The organism is Lacticaseibacillus hulanensis, from assembly GCF_004010095.1.
Taxonomy (GTDB): Bacteria; Bacillota; Bacilli; order Lactobacillales; family Lactobacillaceae; genus Lacticaseibacillus; species Lacticaseibacillus hulanensis.
On record NZ_RRYD01000019.1, the window covers coordinates 1 to 21,664 of the forward strand.

Sequence of the window (21,664 nt, forward strand, 5' to 3'; positions counted from 1 at the left end):
ACACAGAAGTTAAGCTTCTCTACGCCGATAGTAGTTGGTGGGAAACTGCCTGCGAGGGTAGGAAGCTGCCACGCTCAAAATGGAGGATTAGCTCAGTTGGGAGAGCGTCTGCCTTACAAGCAGAGGGTCACAGGTTCGAGCCCTGTATCCTCCATTGAGCCGTTAGCTCAGTTGGTAGAGCAACGGACTTTTAATCCGTGGGTCGACAGTTCGAGCCTGTCACGGCTCATTTCTTTTTATGAAACGCAGTCATGCGGGTGTGGCGGAACTGGCAGACGCGCTAGATTTAGGTTCTAGTGGTTATCACCGTGGGGGTTCGAGTCCCTTCACCCGCATTTAGCTGTAGTTAGGCAGCAAACATGCCGACTTAGCTCAGTAGGTAGAGCATCTGATTTGTAATCAGAGGGTCGGGCGTTCGAATCGTCTAGTCGGCATTAACCAAATACGCGGAAGTAGTTCAGTGGTAGAACATCACCTTGCCATGGTGGGGGTCGCGGGTTCGAATCCCGTCTTCCGCTTTTCGCGCCACTTGGTACGGAAAGTTTAGTTAAATAATATGCACCCATAGCGCAACTGGATAGAGTGTCTGACTACGAATCAGAAGGTTGTAGGTTCAAGTCCTACTGGGTGCATTGTTCGGGAAATAGCTCAGCTTGGTAGAGCACCTGGTTTGGGACCAGGGGGTCGCAGGTTCGAATCCTGTTTTCCCGACTTGCGAAATGCGGAAGTAGTTCAGTGGTAGAACATCACCTTGCCATGGTGGGGGTCGCGGGTTCGAATCCCGTCTTCCGCTTTTTTTTATTACCGGGAAGTAGCTCAGCTTGGTAGAGCACTACGTTCGGGACGTAGGGGTCGCAAGTTCAAATCTTGTTTTCCCGACTTGGTAGTCATGACAGCGGTCATGACTTTTTTTGTGCGTTGACGGACACAATCACCTAATTGTGCTATTGGAAAGACGATAGCGACTTGCTGAGGGGAATGCCATTGAGTATAATGAATGTCAAGATTAGTCAAAGATTCAGCAGACTAGTGGATTAAGGCAGGGGTGATTCTGTGCAGGCACAAAATATGTCTGATATAATCGAATCTTATCTTAAATCGATTCTTGAGGAACAGCGGAAGATTGAAATTCGGCGTTCTGAAATAGCAGATCGATTTAATTGCGTACCGTCGCAAATCAATTATGTGATTAAAACACGGTTCACGCCTCAGCGCGGTTACGTTGTGGAGAGCAAACGTGGCGGCGGCGGATATATTCGAATAGTGAAAGCGAAACTAAGACCGGATCCATCATCGATTGCGGTCTTACGCGCAAACATTCCCGATCGGCTGCGAGAACACGATGCACGGATAATGACCCAACAGTTGTTTGACGCAAACGTCATCCAACGCGAAACGGGGAATGCGATGCTTGCAGCCATGAGCCATAATGAATTGGCACTAGATGACAGTAAGCTCGAAGAAACGATTCGTGCACGCATTTTCCGCGCCTTTTTGGACAGCTTACGGTTTGAGCACTAGTTATGTGCAACTAACAACGAATCAAAGGTTGCAAAATTGACACATTTGGTTAGAATGGCGTCTAAAGTAGTATTTTTTATTGGATAGGGCACCAGCCATAGGAGGTATGTGCATGGATAACTTATTTACAGCGAGCGCCAAAAACGTTCTGTTAATCGCGCAAAAGGAAGCACGCGCGTTCCACCACCACGCTGTGGGCACCGAGCACATTTTACTCGCACTGGTTACCGAAAATGTCGGCGTTGCTGGCAAAACCTTGCGCCAACTCGGTGTGACCGTGGATACGGTTCATGATGACATTGAGACGTACACGGGCTACGGTTCCCAGCCAGTTAGTGCAACTGGCGCCGATGCATACTTGCCATACTCACCCAAGGGAAAAGCCATTTTGGCCGCTGCTGGTGATGAGGCTAAGCGTTACGGTGCAGCCAAAATTGGGACTGAGCACATTCTGCTTGGCCTACTCTCGGACGAACAGACGATTGCCGTGCGTATTTTGCAAAGCTATGATCTGTCCGTCAAAAAACTGCGCCAATTAATAATGAAGAAAATGGGTGTGAACGATAAAATTGGCACCCGCCCAAGTCGGCCAAGTGGGGTCAGCCCCACACCAACCCTGGACGGACTGGCGCGTGACCTAACCCAAATGGCGCGTGAAAGTAAGATGGATCCCGTTGTGGGCCGAGACCAGGAAGTTGCACGCCTGATTCAAATTCTGGCGCGGCGGACCAAGAACAACCCTGTGCTCATCGGTGAACCCGGGGTTGGTAAAACAGCCATTGCGGAAGGCTTTGCTGAACGGATTGTTGCCGGGAAGGTGCCGCTTGAAATGCGGACCAAGCGAGTCATGATGCTCGACATGGGCTCACTCGTGGCCGGGACCAAGTACCGTGGTGAATTCGAAGACCGCCTTAAGAAGGTTATCGACGAAATTTACAAGAACGGTGACGTGATTCTGTTCATCGATGAACTGCACACGTTGATTGGTGCTGGCGGCGCTGAAGGGGCGATTGATGCCTCGAACATCCTGAAGCCCGCACTAGCACGTGGTGAGCTCCAGATGATTGGGGCAACAACGCTGGATGAGTACCAGAAGTACATCGAAAAAGACGCGGCCCTTGAACGGCGGTTTGCCACCATTCAGGTGAATGAACCAAGCCAGGATGAAGCTGAACAAATTCTGCGGGGGTTGCGGCCACGTTACGAAGAGCACCACGGAATTACAATTAGTGATGAGGCGCTCCACGCGGCGGTTGAACTGTCGAGTCGTTACATCACGACCCGTTTCCTGCCCGACAAGGCGATTGACCTGATTGATGAGTCGGCCGCAAAGGTACGGATTGCAAACGCGGATAAGCCAACGCAACTAGACAAGATTTCGGCCAAGGTTGCCGACGCCACTGCAGCCAAGGAAGCGGCCATCGCTGCTCAAGATTTCGAAAAAGTAGCCACTCTGCGTGAGGATGAACAACGGTTAACGCAAGAATTGAACGCTAAAGAAGCCGGTGCCGGTGACGATAAGAAGGTGCGGCGCGACGTGGTCGTTTCGGCTACGGACGTGGCCGAGGTTGTGGCACAGTGGACCGGTGTTCCGGTAACGCAGATGACCAAGCGTGAGAGTGAACGCCTGATGCATCTGGAGCGGGAATTGCACCAGCGGGTAGTTGGCCAGGACGAAGCAGTGTCAGCTGTTGCCCGGGCAATTCGCCGTGCACGCAGCGGGCTTAAGGCGCCAAACCGGCCAATCGGAAGCTTCATGTTCCTTGGTCCGACCGGGGTCGGGAAAACTGAATTGGCCAAGGCACTTGCACAGTCCATGTTCGGCAGTGAAGACGCCATGATTCGGGTAGACATGTCTGAATACATGGAAAAATACAGCACCAGCCGTTTGATTGGTGCTGCACCTGGGTATGTCGGCTACGAAGAGGGCGGCCAGCTCACGGAGAAGGTGCGCAACAAGCCGTACTCCGTTGTGCTCCTCGATGAAGTGGAAAAAGCGCACCCAGACGTGTTCAACTTGCTGCTGCAGGTTCTAGATGATGGGTACTTGCGTGATGCCAAGGGCCGGATGGTCGATTTCCGGAACACCATTTTGATTATGACCTCCAACCTTGGGGCCGCAGCACTGCGGGATGAAAAGAGCGTCGGCTTTGTTGCTAAGTCCAACGTGGACGATTACAAGGCAATGAGCGGGCGCATTATGGAAGAACTGAAGCGTTACTTCCGTCCAGAATTCCTGAATCGAATCGATGAGACGCTTGTGTTCCACAGCCTGGGCAAGACCGAGCTACACTCCATCGTTAAGATTATGGCCAAGCAACTGCTTAACCGTGTCCGCGAGCAGGGTATTGGCGTAAAACTGACCCCAGCGGCGGTTGACGCTATTGCTAAGGCTGGGTACGACCCTGAATACGGCGCGCGGCCAATCCGGCGGGCGCTGCAGCGGGACGTGGAGGATCAGCTGAGCGAAATTTTGCTGGCTGGCTCCGCAAAGCCTGGCGACACAATTACAATTGGGGCGAAGAAGGGGAAAATCACCTTCACCACGCACCACGCAGAAAGTGTCGACGCGGAACCCGAAACGGTTCAATAGGATAAACTAGCTGAGTTGATCTGCGGTCAACGAAGCGAGCAAAATAATTAAGCACGGGAGGCAGACAGCTGATTCTTGACAGTCTTGCCTCCCGTGGTGTATGATTACCTGCAGTTGTGTATCAGTTCGGACATCGACGCCGCGTGATCTATTGTCCATGCGGGGTTCGGCATAAAAGTCAAAAGTAGCAGCATCCTGATTGCTACTTTTGGTTTTTTTTTGCCTAAAAAGTCTCGCCGATACCACTTGTAAACTAAATGTAATATTTGGCTTACGTGCAATTTAATCAATGTTGATTCGTTAACTACGTAGTGTGCCGCACGCGGCGCGCTACCTGACTACTTATAGAGGGGTGAATAACTTGGCAGGACACTTAGTGAACTACGGTAAGCACCGCACCCGCCGTTCCTACGCCCGTATCAAGGAAGTTCTCGATCTACCAAACCTGATTGAGATTCAAACGAACTCGTACCAGTGGTTCCTTGATGAAGGCCTGCGTGAAATGTTCGATGACATCATGCCGATTTCTGACTTCCAAGGAAATCTAAGCTTGGAGTTTGTCGACTACCAGTTGCTTGAACCAAAGTACACTGTGGAAGAAGCTCGGCAGCATGACGCGAACTACTCCGCACCTTTGCACGTTACTCTGCGCTTGACTAACCACGAAACTGGCGAAATCAAGTCTCAGGACGTGTTCTTTGGCGACTTCCCACTGATGACTGAACAGGGTACGTTCATCATTAACGGGGCTGAACGGGTTATTGTTTCTCAGCTCGTTCGCTCGCCTGGTGTGTACTTCAACAGTGCCGTGGACAAGAACAGCCGCACCACTTACGGGACAACCGTAATTCCTAACCGGGGCGCTTGGCTTGAATACGAAACCGACGCCAAGGACATCGCCTACGTCCGCATTGACCGGACGCGGAAGATTCCATTGACGGAATTGGTTCGTGCACTTGGTTACGGTTCCGACCAGGACATCATCAACATGTTCGGGGACAACGATTCTTTGATGCTCACCTTGGAAAAAGATGTGCACAAGAACACGGATGATTCGCGCACTGATGAAGCCTTGAAGGACATTTACGAACGTCTACGCCCAGGCGAACCAAAGACTGCTGATTCCAGTCGTTCGCTGCTGTACGCACGTTTCTTCGACCCAAAGCGTTACGACTTGGCAAATGTTGGTCGTTACAAGGTCAACAAGAAGCTCACCTTGAAGAACCGTTTGCTCGGCCAGACGCTTGCTGAAACGCTCGCTGACCCTGACACCGGTGAAGTTATCCTGAACAAGGGTGACAAGGTGACCCGTCAGGCAATGGATACTCTTGCACCATACCTTGACCGTGAAGACTTCAAGACCGTGACCTACACACCAAGTGCCGATGGTGTATTGCAGGACCCAATGGAACTGCAAATCATCAAGGTCTACTCCCAGGTTAACCCTGAAAAGGAAGTTAACCTGATTGGTAACGGCCAAATTGGTAAGAAGACCAAGCACCTGACTCCTGCTGACATCATCGCCTCCATGAACTACTTCCTGAACTTGCAGGAAGGGCTCGGGAACACGGACGACATTGACCACTTGGGTAACCGTCGTATCCGTTCCGTTGGTGAATTGTTGCAGAACCAGTTCCGCATCGGTCTTTCCCGGATGGAACGTGTTGTTCGCGAACGGATGTCCATCCAGGACGCTTCCACCGTTACACCACAGCAGCTCATCAACATTCGGCCAGTTGTTGCTTCTATTAAGGAATTCTTCGGTTCATCCCAGCTGTCTCAGTTCATGGACCAGACCAACCCACTTGGGGAATTAACCCACAAGCGGCGTCTGTCTGCCCTTGGACCTGGTGGTTTGACTCGTGACCGTGCTGGTTATGAAGTTCGAGACGTGCACTACACCCACTACGGGCGTATGTGCCCAATTGAAACCCCAGAAGGTCCTAACATCGGTCTGATTAACAGTCTTGCCAGTTACGCTGTTGTTAACCCTTATGGCTTCATCGAAACTCCATACCGGCGTGTTTCATGGGAAGACCACAAAGTTACCGATAAGATTGACTACCTGACCGCTGACGAAGAAGATAACTACATCGTTGCGCAGGCCAACTCCCCACTGAACGAAGACGGTTCGTTCGAACAAGACACCGTCCTCGCACGGCACAAGGATGACAACATTGAAGTTAGCCCCGAAAAGGTTGACTACATGGACGTTTCGCCTAAGCAGGTAGTTGCTGTCGCTACGGCTTGCATTCCTTTCCTGGAAAACGATGACTCCAACCGTGCCCTCATGGGTGCTAACATGCAGCGTCAGGCTGTGCCTTTGATCAACCCACACGCACCACTTGTTGGTACCGGGATGGAATACAAGGCTGCACATGACTCAGGTACTGCTGTTCAGGCTCGCTTTGACGGGACAGTTACCTACGTTGACGCAAAGACCATCAAGGTTCGGCGCGAAGACGGTGCTGAAGACACGTACCGGCTGATGAAGTTCCGCCGCAGTAATGCTGGTAAGAACTACAACCAGAAGCCAATCGTGCACCTCGGCGATAAGGTTGACGCTGGCGAAATCATTGCTGATGGTCCCGCAATGGACAATGGGGAACTTGCTCTTGGGCAAAACCCAGTTATCGCGTTCATGACGTGGAACATGTACAACTATGAAGATGCTATCGTGCTTTCCGAAAAGCTTGTTCGTGACGATGCGTACACTTCGATTCACATTGAAGAGTACGAATCTGAAGCACGTGACACAAAGCTTGGACCTGAAGAAGTAACGCGCGAAATTCCTAACGTTGGGGATGACGCACTGAAGGACCTCGACGAATACGGGATTATCCGTATTGGCGCTGAAGTTCACGACGGTGACATTCTGGTTGGTAAGGTAACGCCTAAGGGTGTGACCGAACTGTCCGCTGAAGAACGTCTCCTGCACGCTATTTTCGGTGAAAAGGCGCGCGAAGTTCGTGACACCTCGCTCCGTGTTCCTCATGGTGGTGGCGGGATTGTCCAGAACGTTCACATCTTCACTCGTGAAGCTGGGGACGAACTGGCACCCGGTGTTAACATGATGGTCCGGGTCTACATTACCCAGAAGCGTAAGATTTCCGTTGGGGACAAGATGGCCGGCCGTCATGGTAACAAGGGGACCGTTTCTATCGTTGTTCCTGAAGAAGACATGCCATTCCTGCCAGACGGTACCCCAGTTGATATCTGCCTGTCACCAATGGGTGTGCCATCCCGTATGAACATCGGGCAAGTGCTCGAACTTCACCTGGGGATGGCCGCACGCAAGCTTGGCATCCACGTTGCAAGTCCTGTCTTTGATGGGGCTCGTGAAGCGGACCTTTGGGAAACCGTTAAGGAAGCTGGCATGCCATCTGATGGTAAGTCAATCCTTTACGATGGTCGCACTGGTGAACCATTCGAAACCCGTGTCTCCGTTGGGGTTATGTACTACATGAAACTTGCCCACATGTCCGCCGACAAGCTTCACGCTCGTTCCATTGGACCTTACTCTCTTGTTACGCAGCAGCCACTGGGTGGTAAAGCCCAGTTTGGTGGCCAGCGTTTCGGGGAAATGGAAGTTTGGGCCCTCGAAGCTTACGGTGCCGCATACACGCTGCAAGAAATTCTGACCTACAAGTCAGATGACGTTGTTGGTCGTGTGAAGACATACGAAGCAATCGTTAAGGGCGAACCAATTCCTAAGCCTGGTGTTCCCGAAAGTTTCCGCGTTCTGGTTAAGGAACTGCAGTCACTTGGTCTGGACATGAAGGTGCTCGACGCAGCAGACAACGAAATTGAGCTGCGGGACATGGACGATGACGACGATGATGTCGTGAACGTCGATGCACTCGAGAAATTTGCCAAGGAGCAGGAAGCTAAGAAGGCTGCTGATGAAGCAACCAAGGCTGCCGCAACTGAGCAAAAGTCAGAAGATAAAGAATAGGAGGGTACCCTGTGATTGACGTCAACAAGTTTGAAAGCATGCAGGTCGGTCTGGCTTCACCAGACAAGATCCGTAGCTGGTCTTACGGGGAAGTAAAGAAGCCCGAAACGATCAATTACCGCACGCTCAAGCCAGAGCGCGATGGGTTGTTCGATGAACGCATTTTTGGCCCAACCAAGGACTGGGAATGTGCTTGTGGTAAGTACAAGCGGATTCGGTACAAGGGCATTGTTTGTGACCGTTGTGGTGTTGAAGTAACGCGGGCCAAGGTTCGTCGCGAACGCATGGGTCACATCGAACTCGCTGCACCTGTATCCCACATCTGGTACTTCAAGGGTATCCCTAGCCGGATGGGACTTGTTCTTGACATGTCCCCACGTTCCCTTGAAGAAGTTATTTACTTCGCATCTTACGTTGTTATCGACCCAGGTGATACTGCTCTGGCCAAGAAGCAGCTTTTGACCGAACGTGAATACCGTGAAAAGCGCGAAGAATACGGCAACGGATTCAACGCGAAGATGGGTGCGGAAGCCGTTAAGGAACTTCTCCAGGACGTTGACCTCGAAACCGAAGTCAAGGAACTGAAGGAAGAACTGAAGACTGCTTCTGGCCAGAAGCGGACCCGGGCAATCCGGCGTCTCGACATTCTGGACGCATTCCGTCAGTCTGGCAATAACCCTGCATGGATGGTTATGGATACGATTCCCGTTATCCCACCAGACTTGCGGCCAATGGTTCAGCTCGAAGGTGGACGTTTTGCCACGTCTGACCTGAACGACCTGTACCGCCGGGTTATTAACCGTAACAACCGTCTCAAGCGTTTGCTCGACCTGAATGCACCAAGCATCATCGTGCAGAACGAAAAGCGGATGTTACAAGAAGCTGTCGACGCCCTCATCGATAACGGTCGTCGTGGCCGTCCAGTTACCGGTCCTGGTAACCGTCCACTGAAGAGTTTGTCCCACATGCTGAAGGGTAAGCAAGGACGTTTCCGTCAGAACTTGCTTGGTAAGCGTGTTGACTACTCTGGTCGTTCCGTTATTGACGTTGGCCCAACGCTTAAGTTCTACCAGTGTGGTTTGCCTCACGAAATGGCGCTTGAATTGTTCAAGCCATTCATGATGCGCGAACTGGTTAAGCGCGACATGGCTTCCAACATCAAGAACGCTCGCCGCAAAATTGACCGTCAGGATGACGACATCTGGGATGTTCTCGAAGATGTCATCAAGGAACGTCCAGTTCTCCTTAACCGTGCACCTACCCTGCACCGTCTTGGGATTCAGGCATTCGAGCCTGTTCTGGTTGATGGTAAGGCTATGCGTCTGCACCCAATCGTGTGTGAAGCCTACAACGCCGACTTTGACGGTGACCAAATGGCTATCCACGTGCCACTGTCTGACGAAGCCCAAGCTGAAGCACGCCTGCTGATGCTTGCTGCCCACCACATCTTGACTCCTCGTGATGGTACGCCTATCGTTACTCCTTCCCAAGATATCGTTCTGGGTAACTACTACCTGACGATGGAAGAAGCTGGCCGTGTTGGTGAAGGTATGATCTTCAAGGATGCATCTGAAGTAATCATGGCGCACGAAAACGGCGATGTGCACTTGCACACCCGGATTGGTCTGGCTGTTGACTCCATGCCAAACAAGCCATTTACCGAAGACCAGCGTAGCAAGATTATCGTTACCAGTGTTGGTAAGGTAATGTTCAACGAAATCATGCCTGAAGGGTTGCCATACCTGAACGAACCAACCGTTGACAACATTGTTAACGGTGTTCCGGACAAGTACTTCCTGAGCAAGGGTGAAGATATTTCCGCATACCTTGAGAATGCAGAAATCATCAAGCCATTCAAGAAGGGCTTCCTCTCCGACATCATTGCTGAAGTCTTCAAGACCTACAAGGTTCAGCGGACTTCTGATCTGTTGGACGACATGAAGACGCTCGGTTACACGCAGGCAACTAACTCCGGTCTGACCGTTGGGGTTGCCGACGTGCCTCACGTTCCGGAAAAGCAGGAAATCGTTGACGCTGCCCACAAGCAGGTTGCCACCGTTTCTAAGCAGTTCCGTCGTGGGCTGATCACCGATGATGAACGACACGAACGTGTTATCAGCATCTGGAACAAGGCGAAGGATGACATCCAGCAGAAGCTGGTTGAAAACTTCGACCCGAAGAACCCTATCTCCATGATGAGTGACTCCGGGGCCCGTGGTAACATTTCTAACTTTACTCAGCTTGCCGGGATGCGTGGTCTGATGGCCGCTCCTAACGGTGGGATGATGGAAGTACCTGTTATCTCGAACTTCCGTGAAGGTCTCTCGGTTCTGGAAATGTTCATGAGTACTCACGGTGCCCGTAAAGGGATGACCGATACGGCGCTGAAGACGGCTGACTCAGGTTACCTGACCCGTCGTCTGGTTGATGTTGCTCAGGACGTTATCGTTCGTGAAGAAGATTGTGGCACCGACCGCGGTCTTGAAGTTACCTCCATTCGTGAAGGTAACGAAATGATTGAACCTCTCTACGACCGTTTGGTTGGCCGTTACGCACAGAAGACTGTTCGTGACCCTCAGACTGGCGAAATCATTGCACCTAAGGGAACACTGCTTGACGAAGATACCGCTCAGCGCATTGTTGATGCTGGTATCGAACGCGTCACGATTCGTTCCGTCTTCACATGTAACACCAAGCATGGTGTCTGCCAGAAGTGCTACGGCCGTAACCTTGCAACCGGTGAACAGGTTGAAGTTGGTGAAGCAGTCGGGACCGTTGCTGCTCAGTCTATCGGTGAACCTGGTACCCAGCTGACGATGCGTAACTTCCATACCGGTGGTGTTGCCGGTGGTGAAGATATTACTCAGGGTCTTCCTCGTATCCAGGAAATTTTCGAAGCACGTAACCCTAAGGGGCTTGCGGTTATTACCGAAGTTACCGGTGAAGTTACTGCTATCGATGAAAACCCAGCTGAACACACCCGTGAGATTACGGTGCAGGGTAAGACCGACACCCGTTCCTACAGCGTGCCATACGCTTCCAGTGTGGCCGTTGCTGAAGGTGACCACGTTGGCCGTGGTCAGCGTCTGACTGGTGGTTCAGTTGACCCTAAGCAGTTGATCAAGGTTACCAACGTCATGGGTACGGAAAACTACCTGCTCTCTGAAGTGCAGAAGGTTTACCGTATGCAGGGGATTGAAATCGGGGACAAGCACATCGAAGTTATGGTGCGCCAGATGCTCCGTAAGATCCGCGTCATGGACCCAGGTGACACTGAGATTCTGCCAGGTACCTTGCTTGATATTGGTGAATTCAACGATCGCAACCGCGAGACCTTGATTAGTGGGGGTATCCCTGCTACTGGCCGTGCTGTTCTGCTCGGGATTACCAAGGCTTCCCTTGAAACCAACAGTTTCCTCTCCGCTGCTTCCTTCCAGGAAACAACGCGTGTGCTCACGGATGCATCTATCCGCGGCAAGAACGACCCACTGCTTGGGCTCAAGGAAAATGTTATCATCGGGAAGATCATTCCTGCTGGTACTGGTATGGCAACATACCGGCACATGGAACCAAAGACAGTTGGTGCCGTTTCCGAAAACGTCTACTCAATTTCCGATTTGGAAGAGAAGATGCACAAGGAAGACGCTCCAGCCGACAATCCAGAAAGTGCCAAGTAACATCTAGCATCTAAGAAGGCGTCAGCCCCATAAAAAGGGTTGGCGCCTTTTTTGTATAGTCTTTTCCTAATAACAGTCTCGCGCAGAGGTGAAGCATGGACCTGATTGCGTGAGGCCGTGCCATTTCGGGCTTTGCGCTTAAGTGCCTGAATAATTATCACACTTAACAATATCGCACCCCTGAATCCTGTTACCGCTAACAGAGCAACTTGACTTGTTGCACCCCGCCCGTCCCGATAACCTTAAGCAGGAAGGAAGGGATTGATATGGCGTCTTGGTATGACCGAGCAATTATTTACCAAATTTACCCCAAGTCATTTCAGGATAGTAATGGGGATGGCATTGGGGACTTGAACGGCATTCGGCAGCGAATTCCGTACCTGCAAGCGCTGGGGATTAACGCCGTTTGGCTCAATCCGGTGTTTGTCTCGCCCCAGGTCGATAACGGCTATGACGTGGCCAACTATTACGCGATTGACGAACGGATGGGGACCATGGAAGACATGGAGGCATTAATCCGCGACATGCACGCGGCCGGAATCCACGTCATCATGGATTTCGTGTTGAACCACACGTCGGACCAGCACCCGTGGTTTCAGGATGCCGTGCGCAACAAGGCCAGCATCTACCGGGACTACTACATCTTTGCCGGAGAAAATGGCAAAAAGCCGAACAACTGGGGCAGCTTCTTTGGCGGCTCGGTTTGGGCGCCGGACCCCAGTGGCAGTGGCCAGTCATACTTTCACCTGTTCGATAAGCGGATGCCCGATCTGAACTGGGCCAATCCGGAAGTCAGGCTGGCGATGGGTGATGTGGCTGAGTTCTGGCTGGGCAAAGGCATTGATGGCTTGCGGCTGGATGCGTTCATCCACATCGCCAAGGCGGATTTACAGCAGAGTTTCCCGTCTAATTCAGACGAGCCAATTGTTGCTGAACCGTTCTTTGCGAACCTGCCAATGGTGCAGGAGTGGCTGCGGCCATTCGCTGAGCGGATTAAGGCTGACTACCCCCAGGCGTTCCTGCTCGGGGAGGCGGCCAGTGCGAGCGTCAACTTGGCGGTCGACTACACGAGTGCGTATACCCACCTGATGGATTCGGTTATCACGTTCCGTTACTTCACGACCGATGAGACCGGGCTGGATGCACGGTTGCCCAAGCAGTATCAGCCAGTGCCGCTTGACTGGCGGGAATTCCGCAAGACGCAGGTTGTTTGGCAACAGACACTTGCAGCACAGCCAACACTCTACTGGGGGAATCACGACATGGCGCGGCTTGCTACGCGCGTGGCGCATTCGGAAACCGAGGCGCGCAGCTTGGCAATGCTTATGTACCTAGAGCGCGGGATTCCGATTATTTACTACGGCGAAGAGCTGGGGATGCAAAACCTGCAGTTCAATGCGGTCAGTGAGTTTAAGGATGCTTCGGTCGATGACTTTGTCCAAAAGGCAATGGCGGCGGGCAAAACGAAGGCCGCCGCGCTCAAGATGGTTAGTGACACCCACAAGTTACCGGCACGTGGCCCCATGCTGTGGGACGATTCGAAGCACGGCGGGTTTACAAGCGGTACGCCGTGGCTGACTGGCCAATTGCCGGCCGTGGCGTCTGTTGCCCAGCAGCAAAACGACAAGCACAGCATGCTGCATTTTTACCAGCAACTAATCGCGATTAAGCAGCAACCCGTGTTCCAGGATGGGGCTTTCCGACTGCTCAATCTGGGGGAATCCACGTACGTTTACACTAGAACGACGGCGATGGAAAGTGCGCTTGTCGCCATCAACCTGACCGGTGCTGAGGTAGAGGTTAAGCTGCCGGCCGGCGAGTACACGCAACTCCTGTCTGCGGGGGAATACGAGCAAGTTAGCGACAAGCTCGTGTTAAAACCGCACGCTGGCGTCGTGTTCCAGCGGTATTAATTCAATAATTCGGCGCCAGAGTTGGCGCTTAGTATGGAGGTCAATATGATTACTAGTGCATTAAGGCATCGTCCTGAAAGTGAAGATTGTTTTCTCTATGACGCAGACCACTTACGACTGCGGCTGCACACAGCCAAAGACGACATCGCGTCCGTGACCGTGATTGCCGGGGACCCTTACTGGATATTTGCCGATGCAAGTGGACAAAACATCTTCAAGTACACGGAAACCAAGATGACGCGCATCGGGCAAGGCGAGACGCAGGACTACTGGGGGGTTACCCTCACCGCGCCGTACCACCGCGTGCAATATCAGTTCGTGATTGAAGGACTTGATGGCACCAAGATGCTGCTTGGCGACCGGGGACTGCGCGCTGACACGGAGGCCAACCGGCAGGAACTATCGAATTACTTCCGCGTTCCGTACATGCACGCGATTGATGCCGTGCAGACCCCGGATTGGGTGAAGCGTACGGTCTGGTACCAGATTTTCCCGGAACGGTTTGCTAACGGTGATTCAAATAATGACCCGGTCGGGACGAAGCCGTGGCGGCCGGAAGATCACCCTGGCCGGGATGACTTTTACGGCGGCGATTTGCAGGGCGTGCTGGATCATCTCGATGACCTGCAGAAGCTGGGCGTGAACGGACTGTACTTCTGCCCAATCTTTGCGGCTAGCTCCAACCACAAGTACGACACGATTGATTATCTCGAAATTGACCCGGCGTTCGGGGATAAGGCCCTCTTTGCCAAGCTGGTGAAGGCGGCGCACAAGCGCGGGATGAAGATTATGCTCGACGCCGTGTTTAACCACATGGGCTATGAAAGCATGCAGTGGCAGGATGTGCTCGCAAACGGTGCGCAATCACGGTTTGCCGATTGGTTCCACATCAACGAGTTCCCCGTTATGCCGTTTAGGAACCCAATTAAGGGTGAGGGCCAGCCGCAGTACGAGACCTTCGCGTTCGAGCCGCACATGCCGAAGCTGAACACGGCTAACCCGGAAGTTCAGGATTACCTGCTGACGGTGGCCAAGTACTGGGTCAAAGAATTCGACATCGATGCTTGGCGGCTGGACGTTGCCAACGAGGTCGATCACCACTTCTGGCGGCGGTTCTACTCTGCAGTTACGTCCATCAAGACTGATTTTTACGTGCTTGGTGAGGTTTGGCACTCCAGCCAGCCGTGGCTGAATGGCGGTGAGTTCTCCGGCGTTATGAACTATGCGTACACCGAGCTAACGATGGACCACTTCCTGACCCACAAGCAAACCGCAACCCAAATGGTGGCACGCCTGACCGACCAACTCATGCTGTACCGCGACCAGGTGAACCAGGTCATGCTCAACATGCTGGATTCACACGATACCGCGCGGTTACTGACCCTGGCGCACGATGACCAGGAGCTCGCGCTGCAAACACTCGCCTTCATTTTCACCCAAACCGGGGCACCGTGCATTTACTACGGCACCGAGATGGGGATGGACGGGGATAACGACCCCGATGATCGTCGGCCGATGGACTGGTCGAAACTTGGGGGCGCGACCTGGCAGTCAGTGGCCGCGCTAATCAAGCTGCGGCGCAAGTACGCAGACACGCTCGGCAAGGGGACAACCAAGCTGAGCGTTGCGCCGAACGGACTGATTGTGGTGGAACGCGTGGGTGAGCAGAAGCTGACGGCGTACTTCAACACAACGGACGCACCGGTGCAACTGACGACAGATGCCGCTTTGGCGCAGGGTTACGCGGCCGGTAAGCTGGCGCCAAATGGTTTTGTAATCAAGGTCGATTAAAATCCTGATAACGGTAACAGAGTTTCCCTAATTGTAAAAGCGCTTACCCGCCAACATAATTAAGACTGTAGCAAGCAGCTTGCCCGAGTCGGCTGGCATTGTTGCTGCAAGTTAGCCAGCAATGGCAAACAGATTATGAGGAAGGTGCGTGGCACGAGTTGCGCACCGTGTGAGGGATAAGATGAAACGAATTTTTGAAATCGATCCCTGGCTTGTCCAAACGCATCAACTAGCGACTGCAGATAAACGGCTGCAAGAAAGTTTGACCGCGATTGGTAATGGCTACATGGGATTGCGCGGGAACTTTGAAGAGGGTTACTCGGGCGATCACCTCCAGGGAACATACATCGCGGGGACGTGGTTCCCCGACAAGACGCGTGTTGGCTGGTGGAAAAATGGTTACCCAGCGTATTTCGGGAAAGTGATTAACGCACCGAGCTTCATCGACCTTTTCCTGACGGTTAACGGCGAGCGCGTCGATTTAGCCAAAAGTAAGTTCAGTGACTTCACGCTCTGCCTGGATATGCACCAGGGTTTGCTCACCCGCAGCTTCGTTCTTCAGCAGAAGGACTGCAAGGTGCGCTTCGAGTTTGCCCGTTTCCTGAGCAACGTGATTCGCCAGGCCGCCTTGATTAAGGTGAAAGCCACGGTCCTTGCCGGCACCGCGGAGATTAAGTTTGATGCGGGCATCAACGGTAACGTGGTGAACGAAGATAGCAATTACGATGAGCATTTCTGGATGCCAGACGTCACCGATGTCAGTGATGGCTTGATCCAAATGACGACTAGACCCAACCCGTTCGACGTTCCGCAATTCACGGTGCTGGTTCAGCAGGGGCTGCGGCTTGATGGGGTGAAAACCACCGGCAGCCGCTCCGGGAACGATGGCGCCGTTAACGCGGCAGTCACGGCAACACTGAAGCAGGGTGAACAGGTTGAATTGGAAAAAGACGTTGTGGTGGTTACCAGCCGCGACGTGGCGAAGGACGATCAGCGAGGAGCTGCAGCGGCACTGATGCAGCAGGTTCAGAAGCAGAGTTTCGCCGATAACCTGCACGAACACGAACAGGTTTGGGCAAAACGTTGGCGTCAAAGCGATGTCACCATCGATGGCGACGATGCAGCCCAGCAGGGAATTCGCTTCAACATCAGCCAGATGTTCATGACGTATTACGGTGAGGACAAGCGGCTCAACATTGGGCCCAAGGGCTTTACCGGAGAAAAATATGGGGGCGCAACCTACTGGGACACCGAAGCCTACGTGGTGCCGATGTACCTAGCCGTCACGCCACCCGATGTTACCCGGGCCCTCCTCCAGTACCGGCACGACCAGCTGCCTGGCGCCTACCACAACGCACAGATGCAGGGCCTCGCCGGGGCGTTGTTCCCGATGGTCACCTTCAATGGGGTGGAATGCCACAACGAATGGGAAATCACCTTCGAGGAACTGCACCGGAACGCGGCCGTCGCCTTTGCCATTTACCAGTACACCGCATACACGGGTGATGAGACCTACGTCAATGGTCCTGGCCTCGAGGTGCTCGTTGGGATTGCCCGGTTCTGGGCCGACCGCGTTCACTTCAGCCAGCGTAAGCAGCAGTACATGTTGCACGGGGTGACCGGCCCGAACGAATACGAAAACAACGTCAACAACAACTGGTACACAAACACAATGGCTTCTTGGTGCCTCGAATACGCACTGGCCCGGTTGCCAAAGGGAAATGCGGATGTCGTTGCCAAACTTGGTGTCAGTGATGACGAAAAGGCACACTGGCAGGACATCATAGACCGGATGTACAAACCGGTTGATAAGGATTTGGGGATTTTCGTCCAGAACGATACGTTCCTTGACAAGAACATCCGGCCGGCAAGCTCCATTCCTGCCGATCAGCGGCCGATTAATCAGCACTGGTCATGGGACCGGATTCTGCGGTCGCCGTTCATCAAGCAGGCCGACGTGCTTCAGGGAATCTACTTTCTGAATGACCGGTTCAGCATGGCGGAAAAGGAACGGAACTTCGATTTCTACGAGCCATTAACGGTGCACGAAAGCTCGCTCAGTGCCTCGATTCACGCAATCTTGGCTGCTGAGCTGGGCAAGAGTGAAAAGGCTGTTGAGCTATATGCCCGCACCGCACGGCTGGATTTGGACAACTACAACAATGACACCGCTGATGGTTTGCACATCACATCAATGAGCGGTGGCTGGCTCGCAATCGTTCAGGGATTTGCCGGTATGCGGTACGACCACAATGAATTGCGGTTCAAGCCGTTCCTGCCAGACAACTGGCACAGTTACAGCTTCAAACTCAACTACCGGGGCCGCCTCATTGGGGTCAAGGTGGCAAAGCAAGCGACCTTCACGCTACTTGATGGTGCTGATCTAGACATCGCGGTGGCCGGCCAGCAGCTACATTTGCAAAAGGGGGATACCAATGCTCAAAGGGTTGATCTTTGACGTTGACGGGGTCATTACCGACTCTGCCAGCTACCACCTAGCAGCGTGGCGGGCCCTCGCGACAAAGCTCGACATTGACTTGCCGGAAGCAGCTGATGATCAGCTGCGGGGCCGGTCACGGATGGATTCGCTGAACGTGATTTTACGGTTTGGCAATCAGCTTGGCCGCTACAGTGACGCTGAGCTGGCCGCATTTGCCGCTGAGAAAAACGCGATGTACCAGCAGGCCATCAAGCAAATGACGCCTGCAGATATATTGCCGGGGATGTTGCAGTTGCTGAAGGATGCGCGGCAGGAAAAGCTGCTGATGGCGGTTGCCTCCGCATCCCAGAATGCTCCCACGATATTACGGCAGCTTGGTTTAACGACGTACTTCGACGCCATTGTGGATCCAACAACCCTGCACAAGGGTAAACCGGATCCGGAGATATACGTTAACGCGCAGAACATGCTCAAGCTGAAGGCCGATGAGGTGATTAGCTTCGAGGACGCGTCCGCGGGGGTGGCCGCAATTAAGGCGGCAGGGCAGTTTGCTGTTGGCATCGGTGAGACGCAGGTATTACAAGCTGCGGATTACGTGGTGCCAGATACAAGCCAGCTACAATTAAGCGCGGTAATCGCCGCATTTGCGCAATAAGGCGCGGAGAACCTGGGTCATTGCCAGGTAGATTGGAAGAAGGGATACACAATGGTTGAAATTGATTTGAATCACCTCTACAAAAAATATGATCACGCGGAGGAAGCCTCGGTCAAAGACTTTGACCTGCACGTGAAGGATAAGGAGTTCATCGTCTTCGTTGGTCCCTCAGGGTGCGGGAAGTCCACTACCTTGCGCATGATTGCGGGACTTGAGGACATCACGAAGGGTACGCTTGAAATTGACCACAAAGTGATGAACGATGTGGCGCCCAAGGACCGGAATATCGCAATGGTGTTCCAGAACTACGCGCTGTATCCACACATGACCGTGTACGACAACATGGCGTTTGGCCTGAAGCTGCGCCACTACAAGAAGGACGATATCGATGCGCGCGTGCAAAATGCCGCCAAGATTTTGGGCCTGACCGAATTCCTCGCACGCAAGCCCGCCGATTTATCCGGTGGTCAGCGCCAGCGGGTTGCCCTTGGCCGCGCGATTGTCCGGGATGCACCAATCTTCTTGATGGACGAACCACTGTCCAACCTGGATGCAAAACTGCGGGTGACGATGCGTGCGGAAATTGCTAAGTTGCACCAGCGCCTGAACACGACCACCATCTACGTCACGCATGACCAGACCGAAGCCATGACCATGGCCGACCGGGTTGTCGTCATGTCCACGGGGAAGGTGCAGCAGATTGGCAGTCCCGAGGAGGTTTACCAGCACCCGAAGAACCAATTTGTTGCGGGCTTCATTGGCTCGCCGGCCATGAACTTCTTCACCGTCACGTACAAAGACGGTAAGATCAGCGACGGCCGCAGCCTCAAGCTGGCCGTGCCTGAAGGGCGTGCACGCATTCTGGACGCAAAGGGCTACAACGGCAAGGAGGTCGTCTTCGGGATTCGCCCTGAGGACATTCACGCCGAGGAAGCCTTTCTTGATACCTGGCCCGATGCGGTCATTAAGTCCACGGTCGTGGTTTCCGAATTACTCGGCGCCACGGTGCAGATGTACCAGAAGCTCGATGACACAGAATTCGTTGCCATCGTGCCCGCACGTGCTTTGCACACGCCGGGGGATGTTGTGGCCATGGGCTTTGACATTAACAAGGGTCATTTCTTCGACAAGCAGACGACGAATGCGATTGTGGATGAGAGCCCGGAGTGTGGGTACTAGGCGGGGCTGAGAAGGCTCGGTAGCATAGTCGAGCTGCGCCACCCAGCTTTTTCCGCTTATCACGAGTCTGAACTCGCCGAGCAAAAAGCGCTCGCCAAGTTCAGACTCACGGTAATGCTCAAAAGCTCCTGGGTGGCTCCGCTCTGTGGTGTAGTCGAGCTCCGCAGCCCTGCTCGTTCCGCTCAGCACGCTCCGACAACTGATGGCAAAAAGCGCCATCACTTGTCAGAGCAAGCTGATGCTCACGAGCAAACCGGGCTGCTCCGCTCTGTGATTTTAAGGAGGTGTTGCCATGCATGAATGGTGGCGTAACGCTGTAGTCTACCAGATTTATCCCCGTAGTTTTCAGGATAGTAATGGGGACGGCATTGGGGATATTCCTGGGATTGTTTCGCGGCTGGATTATCTAGCTGAGCTTGGGATTGATGCAATCTGGCTGAGTCCGGTGTACAAGTCACCGGGGATTGATAATGGCTATGATATCGCCGATTATCAGGCCATTGATCCGCAGTTTGGGACAATGGCGGATATGGATGAGTTGATTGCCGAGGCCGGTAAGCGCAACATTCGTATCATTATGGATCTGGTCGTCAATCATACGTCAGATCAACACGAGTGGTTCAAACAGTCACGGCGCTCCCGCAGCAATCCTTACCGGGATTACTACATTTGGCGCGATGGCAAAAATGGTGTGGCGCCGAACTCCATGCAGTCGACCTTCTCCGGGTCCGCCTGGCAGGAAGATTCCCGCACCGGGCAGTATTACCTGCACCTATTCAGCGCCGGCCAACCAGATTTGAATTGGGCCAATCCAAAGGTGCGGCAGGCAATTTACCGCATGATGAACTTCTGGCTCGATAAGGGTATCGGCGGATTCCGCATGGATGTCATCGATCTGATTGGCAAGGACCCGGATCACGAAATTCGCGAGAACGGACCGCACTTGCACGACTACCTGCAGGAAATGAACGCAGCCACGTTTGGTCGTGGCGACTTCATGACTGTCGGGGAGACGTGGGGGGCCACCCCGAGCATCGCGCAGAAGTATTCCGACCCGAGCCGGCATGAATTGTCGATGGTCTTTCAGTTTGAGGCTATGCAGCTGGATCAAGAACCCGGCAAGGAAAAATGGGATACGCGGCCACTCCAATTTGACCAGCTCAAGGCCGTTTTGAACAAGTGGCAAACGCAGCTGGATTATCGTGCGGGCTGGAACAGCTTGTTTTGGAACAATCACGACTTACCGCGGATTGTTTCGCGCTGGGGTGATGATGGTCGCTGCCGGGTCGCTAGTGCGCAGATGTTTGCCATCTTGCTGCACCTGATGCGCGGGACCCCGTACATCTACCAGGGCGAAGAAATCGGGATGACGAATTGCCCGGTCAAGTCGATTGCCGAAGTTGACGATATCGAAAGTGTCAACATGTACAACGAACGTCTCGCTGCTGGCGAGGCGCCGGCAGCTCTAATCGCCGCAATTAACAAGGTGGGCCGGGACAACGCCCGCACCCCAATGCAGTGGGCGGATGTCCCGGCAGCCGGATTCACCAGCGGCCAGCCGTGGCTGCACGTTAACCAGAATTACCACAAGATTAATGTGGCCGCGGCGATGGCGGCTCCCGATTCGGTCTACGCGACGTACAAGCAGTTAATCAAATTACGGCATGATGAGCCAATCATCACAAATGGGGATTATGAACCGATTGACTCGGTGCCAGAAGCCGTTATGGCATATTACCGCACTTATCAAAAAACAAGGTGGCTTGTGGTCGCCAACCTGGCAAACGCAGAGGCGACCATCAACTTACCGGATGAGATCGAGAAAGTCTTAATTACTAATTATTCAGCAGTACCAGCAACATTGATTAACGCAACGCTAGCGCCCTACCAGGCATTTGCCGTTGCGGTTAGGTAAAACAATTAGCATTTGTTGAGGAAAT

At 53.2% G+C, this 21,664-nt stretch carries 10 protein-coding genes and 9 tRNA genes; all 19 read left to right on the forward strand.

Translation table 11 applies throughout. The features are described from left to right. Positions 1 to 81: 81 nt before the first annotated feature. The 19 genes from EKN00_RS06085 (at position 82) to EKN00_RS06175 (ending at position 21,639) form a co-directional block, all read left to right on the forward strand. Positions 82 to 154 (forward strand) — tRNA-Val (locus EKN00_RS06085). A 2-nt stretch (positions 155 to 156) separates the two neighbouring features. Next, positions 157 to 229 (forward strand) — tRNA-Lys (locus EKN00_RS06090). Positions 230 to 253: 24 nt separating this feature from the next. Beyond that, a tRNA-Leu gene (locus tag EKN00_RS06095) sits at positions 254 to 335 on the forward strand. Between the two features lie 26 nt (positions 336 to 361). Beyond that, positions 362 to 434, forward strand: a tRNA-Thr gene (locus EKN00_RS06100). 12 nt (positions 435 to 446) lie between these two features. After that, positions 447 to 518 (forward strand) — tRNA-Gly (locus tag EKN00_RS06105). Between the two features lie 40 nt (positions 519 to 558). Continuing rightward, positions 559 to 632 (forward strand) — tRNA-Arg (locus EKN00_RS06110). A gap of 5 nt (positions 633 to 637) precedes the next feature. Then, positions 638 to 711 (forward strand) — tRNA-Pro (locus tag EKN00_RS06115). A 10-nt stretch (positions 712 to 721) separates the two neighbouring features. Continuing rightward, positions 722 to 793: transfer RNA gene (locus EKN00_RS06120), tRNA-Gly, on the forward strand. 12 nt (positions 794 to 805) lie between these two features. Next, positions 806 to 879: transfer RNA gene (locus tag EKN00_RS06125), tRNA-Pro, on the forward strand. A 174-nt stretch (positions 880 to 1,053) separates the two neighbouring features. Then, positions 1,054 to 1,521: a CtsR family transcriptional regulator gene (locus tag EKN00_RS06130; protein WP_127849269.1), complete on the forward strand. Its 468-nt coding sequence runs from the start codon at positions 1,054 to 1,056 to the stop codon at positions 1,519 to 1,521. Positions 1,522 to 1,633: 112 nt separating this feature from the next. Further along, positions 1,634 to 4,114: an ATP-dependent Clp protease ATP-binding subunit gene (locus EKN00_RS06135; RefSeq protein ID WP_127849270.1), complete on the forward strand. Its 2,481-nt coding sequence runs from the start codon at positions 1,634 to 1,636 to the stop codon at positions 4,112 to 4,114. Positions 4,115 to 4,475: 361 nt separating this feature from the next. After that, on the forward strand, positions 4,476 to 8,069 hold the full coding sequence (gene rpoB, locus EKN00_RS06140) for a DNA-directed RNA polymerase subunit beta (RefSeq protein ID WP_127849271.1): 3,594 nt from the start codon (positions 4,476 to 4,478) through the stop codon (positions 8,067 to 8,069). An 11-nt stretch (positions 8,070 to 8,080) separates the two neighbouring features. Beyond that, the gene (gene rpoC, locus EKN00_RS06145) at positions 8,081 to 11,746 is read left to right on the forward strand and encodes a DNA-directed RNA polymerase subunit beta' (protein WP_127849272.1); all 3,666 of its coding nucleotides are present in this window, start codon (positions 8,081 to 8,083) and stop codon (positions 11,744 to 11,746) included. A gap of 266 nt (positions 11,747 to 12,012) precedes the next feature. Beyond that, positions 12,013 to 13,659 (forward strand): glycoside hydrolase family 13 protein, encoded by a 1,647-nt coding sequence (locus tag EKN00_RS06150; RefSeq protein WP_127849273.1) that lies wholly within the window; start codon positions 12,013 to 12,015, stop codon positions 13,657 to 13,659. Positions 13,660 to 13,704: 45 nt separating this feature from the next. Further along, positions 13,705 to 15,450, forward strand: a complete 1,746-nt coding sequence (locus EKN00_RS06155; RefSeq protein WP_127849274.1) for a glycoside hydrolase family 13 protein — start codon at positions 13,705 to 13,707, stop codon at positions 15,448 to 15,450. 181 nt (positions 15,451 to 15,631) lie between these two features. Next, entirely contained in the window at positions 15,632 to 17,908 is a 2,277-nt protein-coding gene (locus tag EKN00_RS06160) for a glycoside hydrolase family 65 protein (protein WP_127849275.1), read from the forward strand. Further along, positions 17,886 to 18,545, forward strand: coding sequence for a beta-phosphoglucomutase (gene pgmB / locus EKN00_RS06165; RefSeq protein ID WP_127849276.1), 660 nt, complete (start codon positions 17,886 to 17,888; stop codon positions 18,543 to 18,545). The genes EKN00_RS06160 and pgmB overlap by 23 nt, the downstream gene beginning before the upstream one ends. 51 nt (positions 18,546 to 18,596) lie before the next feature. Continuing rightward, the gene (locus EKN00_RS06170) at positions 18,597 to 19,724 is read left to right on the forward strand and encodes an ABC transporter ATP-binding protein (protein ID WP_127849277.1); all 1,128 of its coding nucleotides are present in this window, start codon (positions 18,597 to 18,599) and stop codon (positions 19,722 to 19,724) included. A 292-nt stretch (positions 19,725 to 20,016) separates the two neighbouring features. Then, positions 20,017 to 21,639, forward strand: a complete 1,623-nt coding sequence (locus EKN00_RS06175; RefSeq protein WP_127849278.1) for a glycoside hydrolase family 13 protein — start codon at positions 20,017 to 20,019, stop codon at positions 21,637 to 21,639. Positions 21,640 to 21,664: the final 25 nt, after the last annotated feature.

What these genes read in the sequence shown, in the direction of transcription:
- EKN00_RS06135 (WP_127849270.1), top strand. Translation starts at nt 1,634, where the DNA reads ATGGATAACTTATTTACAGCGAGCGCCAAAAACGTTCTGTTAATCGCG.
- EKN00_RS06175 (WP_127849278.1), top strand. Translation starts at nt 20,017, where the DNA reads ATGCATGAATGGTGGCGTAACGCTGTAGTCTACCAGATTTATCCCCGT.
- EKN00_RS06150 (WP_127849273.1), top strand. Translation starts at nt 12,013, where the DNA reads ATGGCGTCTTGGTATGACCGAGCAATTATTTACCAAATTTACCCCAAG.
- EKN00_RS06155 (WP_127849274.1), top strand. Translation starts at nt 13,705, where the DNA reads ATGATTACTAGTGCATTAAGGCATCGTCCTGAAAGTGAAGATTGTTTT.
- pgmB (WP_127849276.1), top strand. Translation starts at nt 17,886, where the DNA reads ATGCTCAAAGGGTTGATCTTTGACGTTGACGGGGTCATTACCGACTCT.
- EKN00_RS06170 (WP_127849277.1), top strand. Translation starts at nt 18,597, where the DNA reads ATGGTTGAAATTGATTTGAATCACCTCTACAAAAAATATGATCACGCG.
- EKN00_RS06160 (WP_127849275.1), top strand. Translation starts at nt 15,632, where the DNA reads ATGAAACGAATTTTTGAAATCGATCCCTGGCTTGTCCAAACGCATCAA.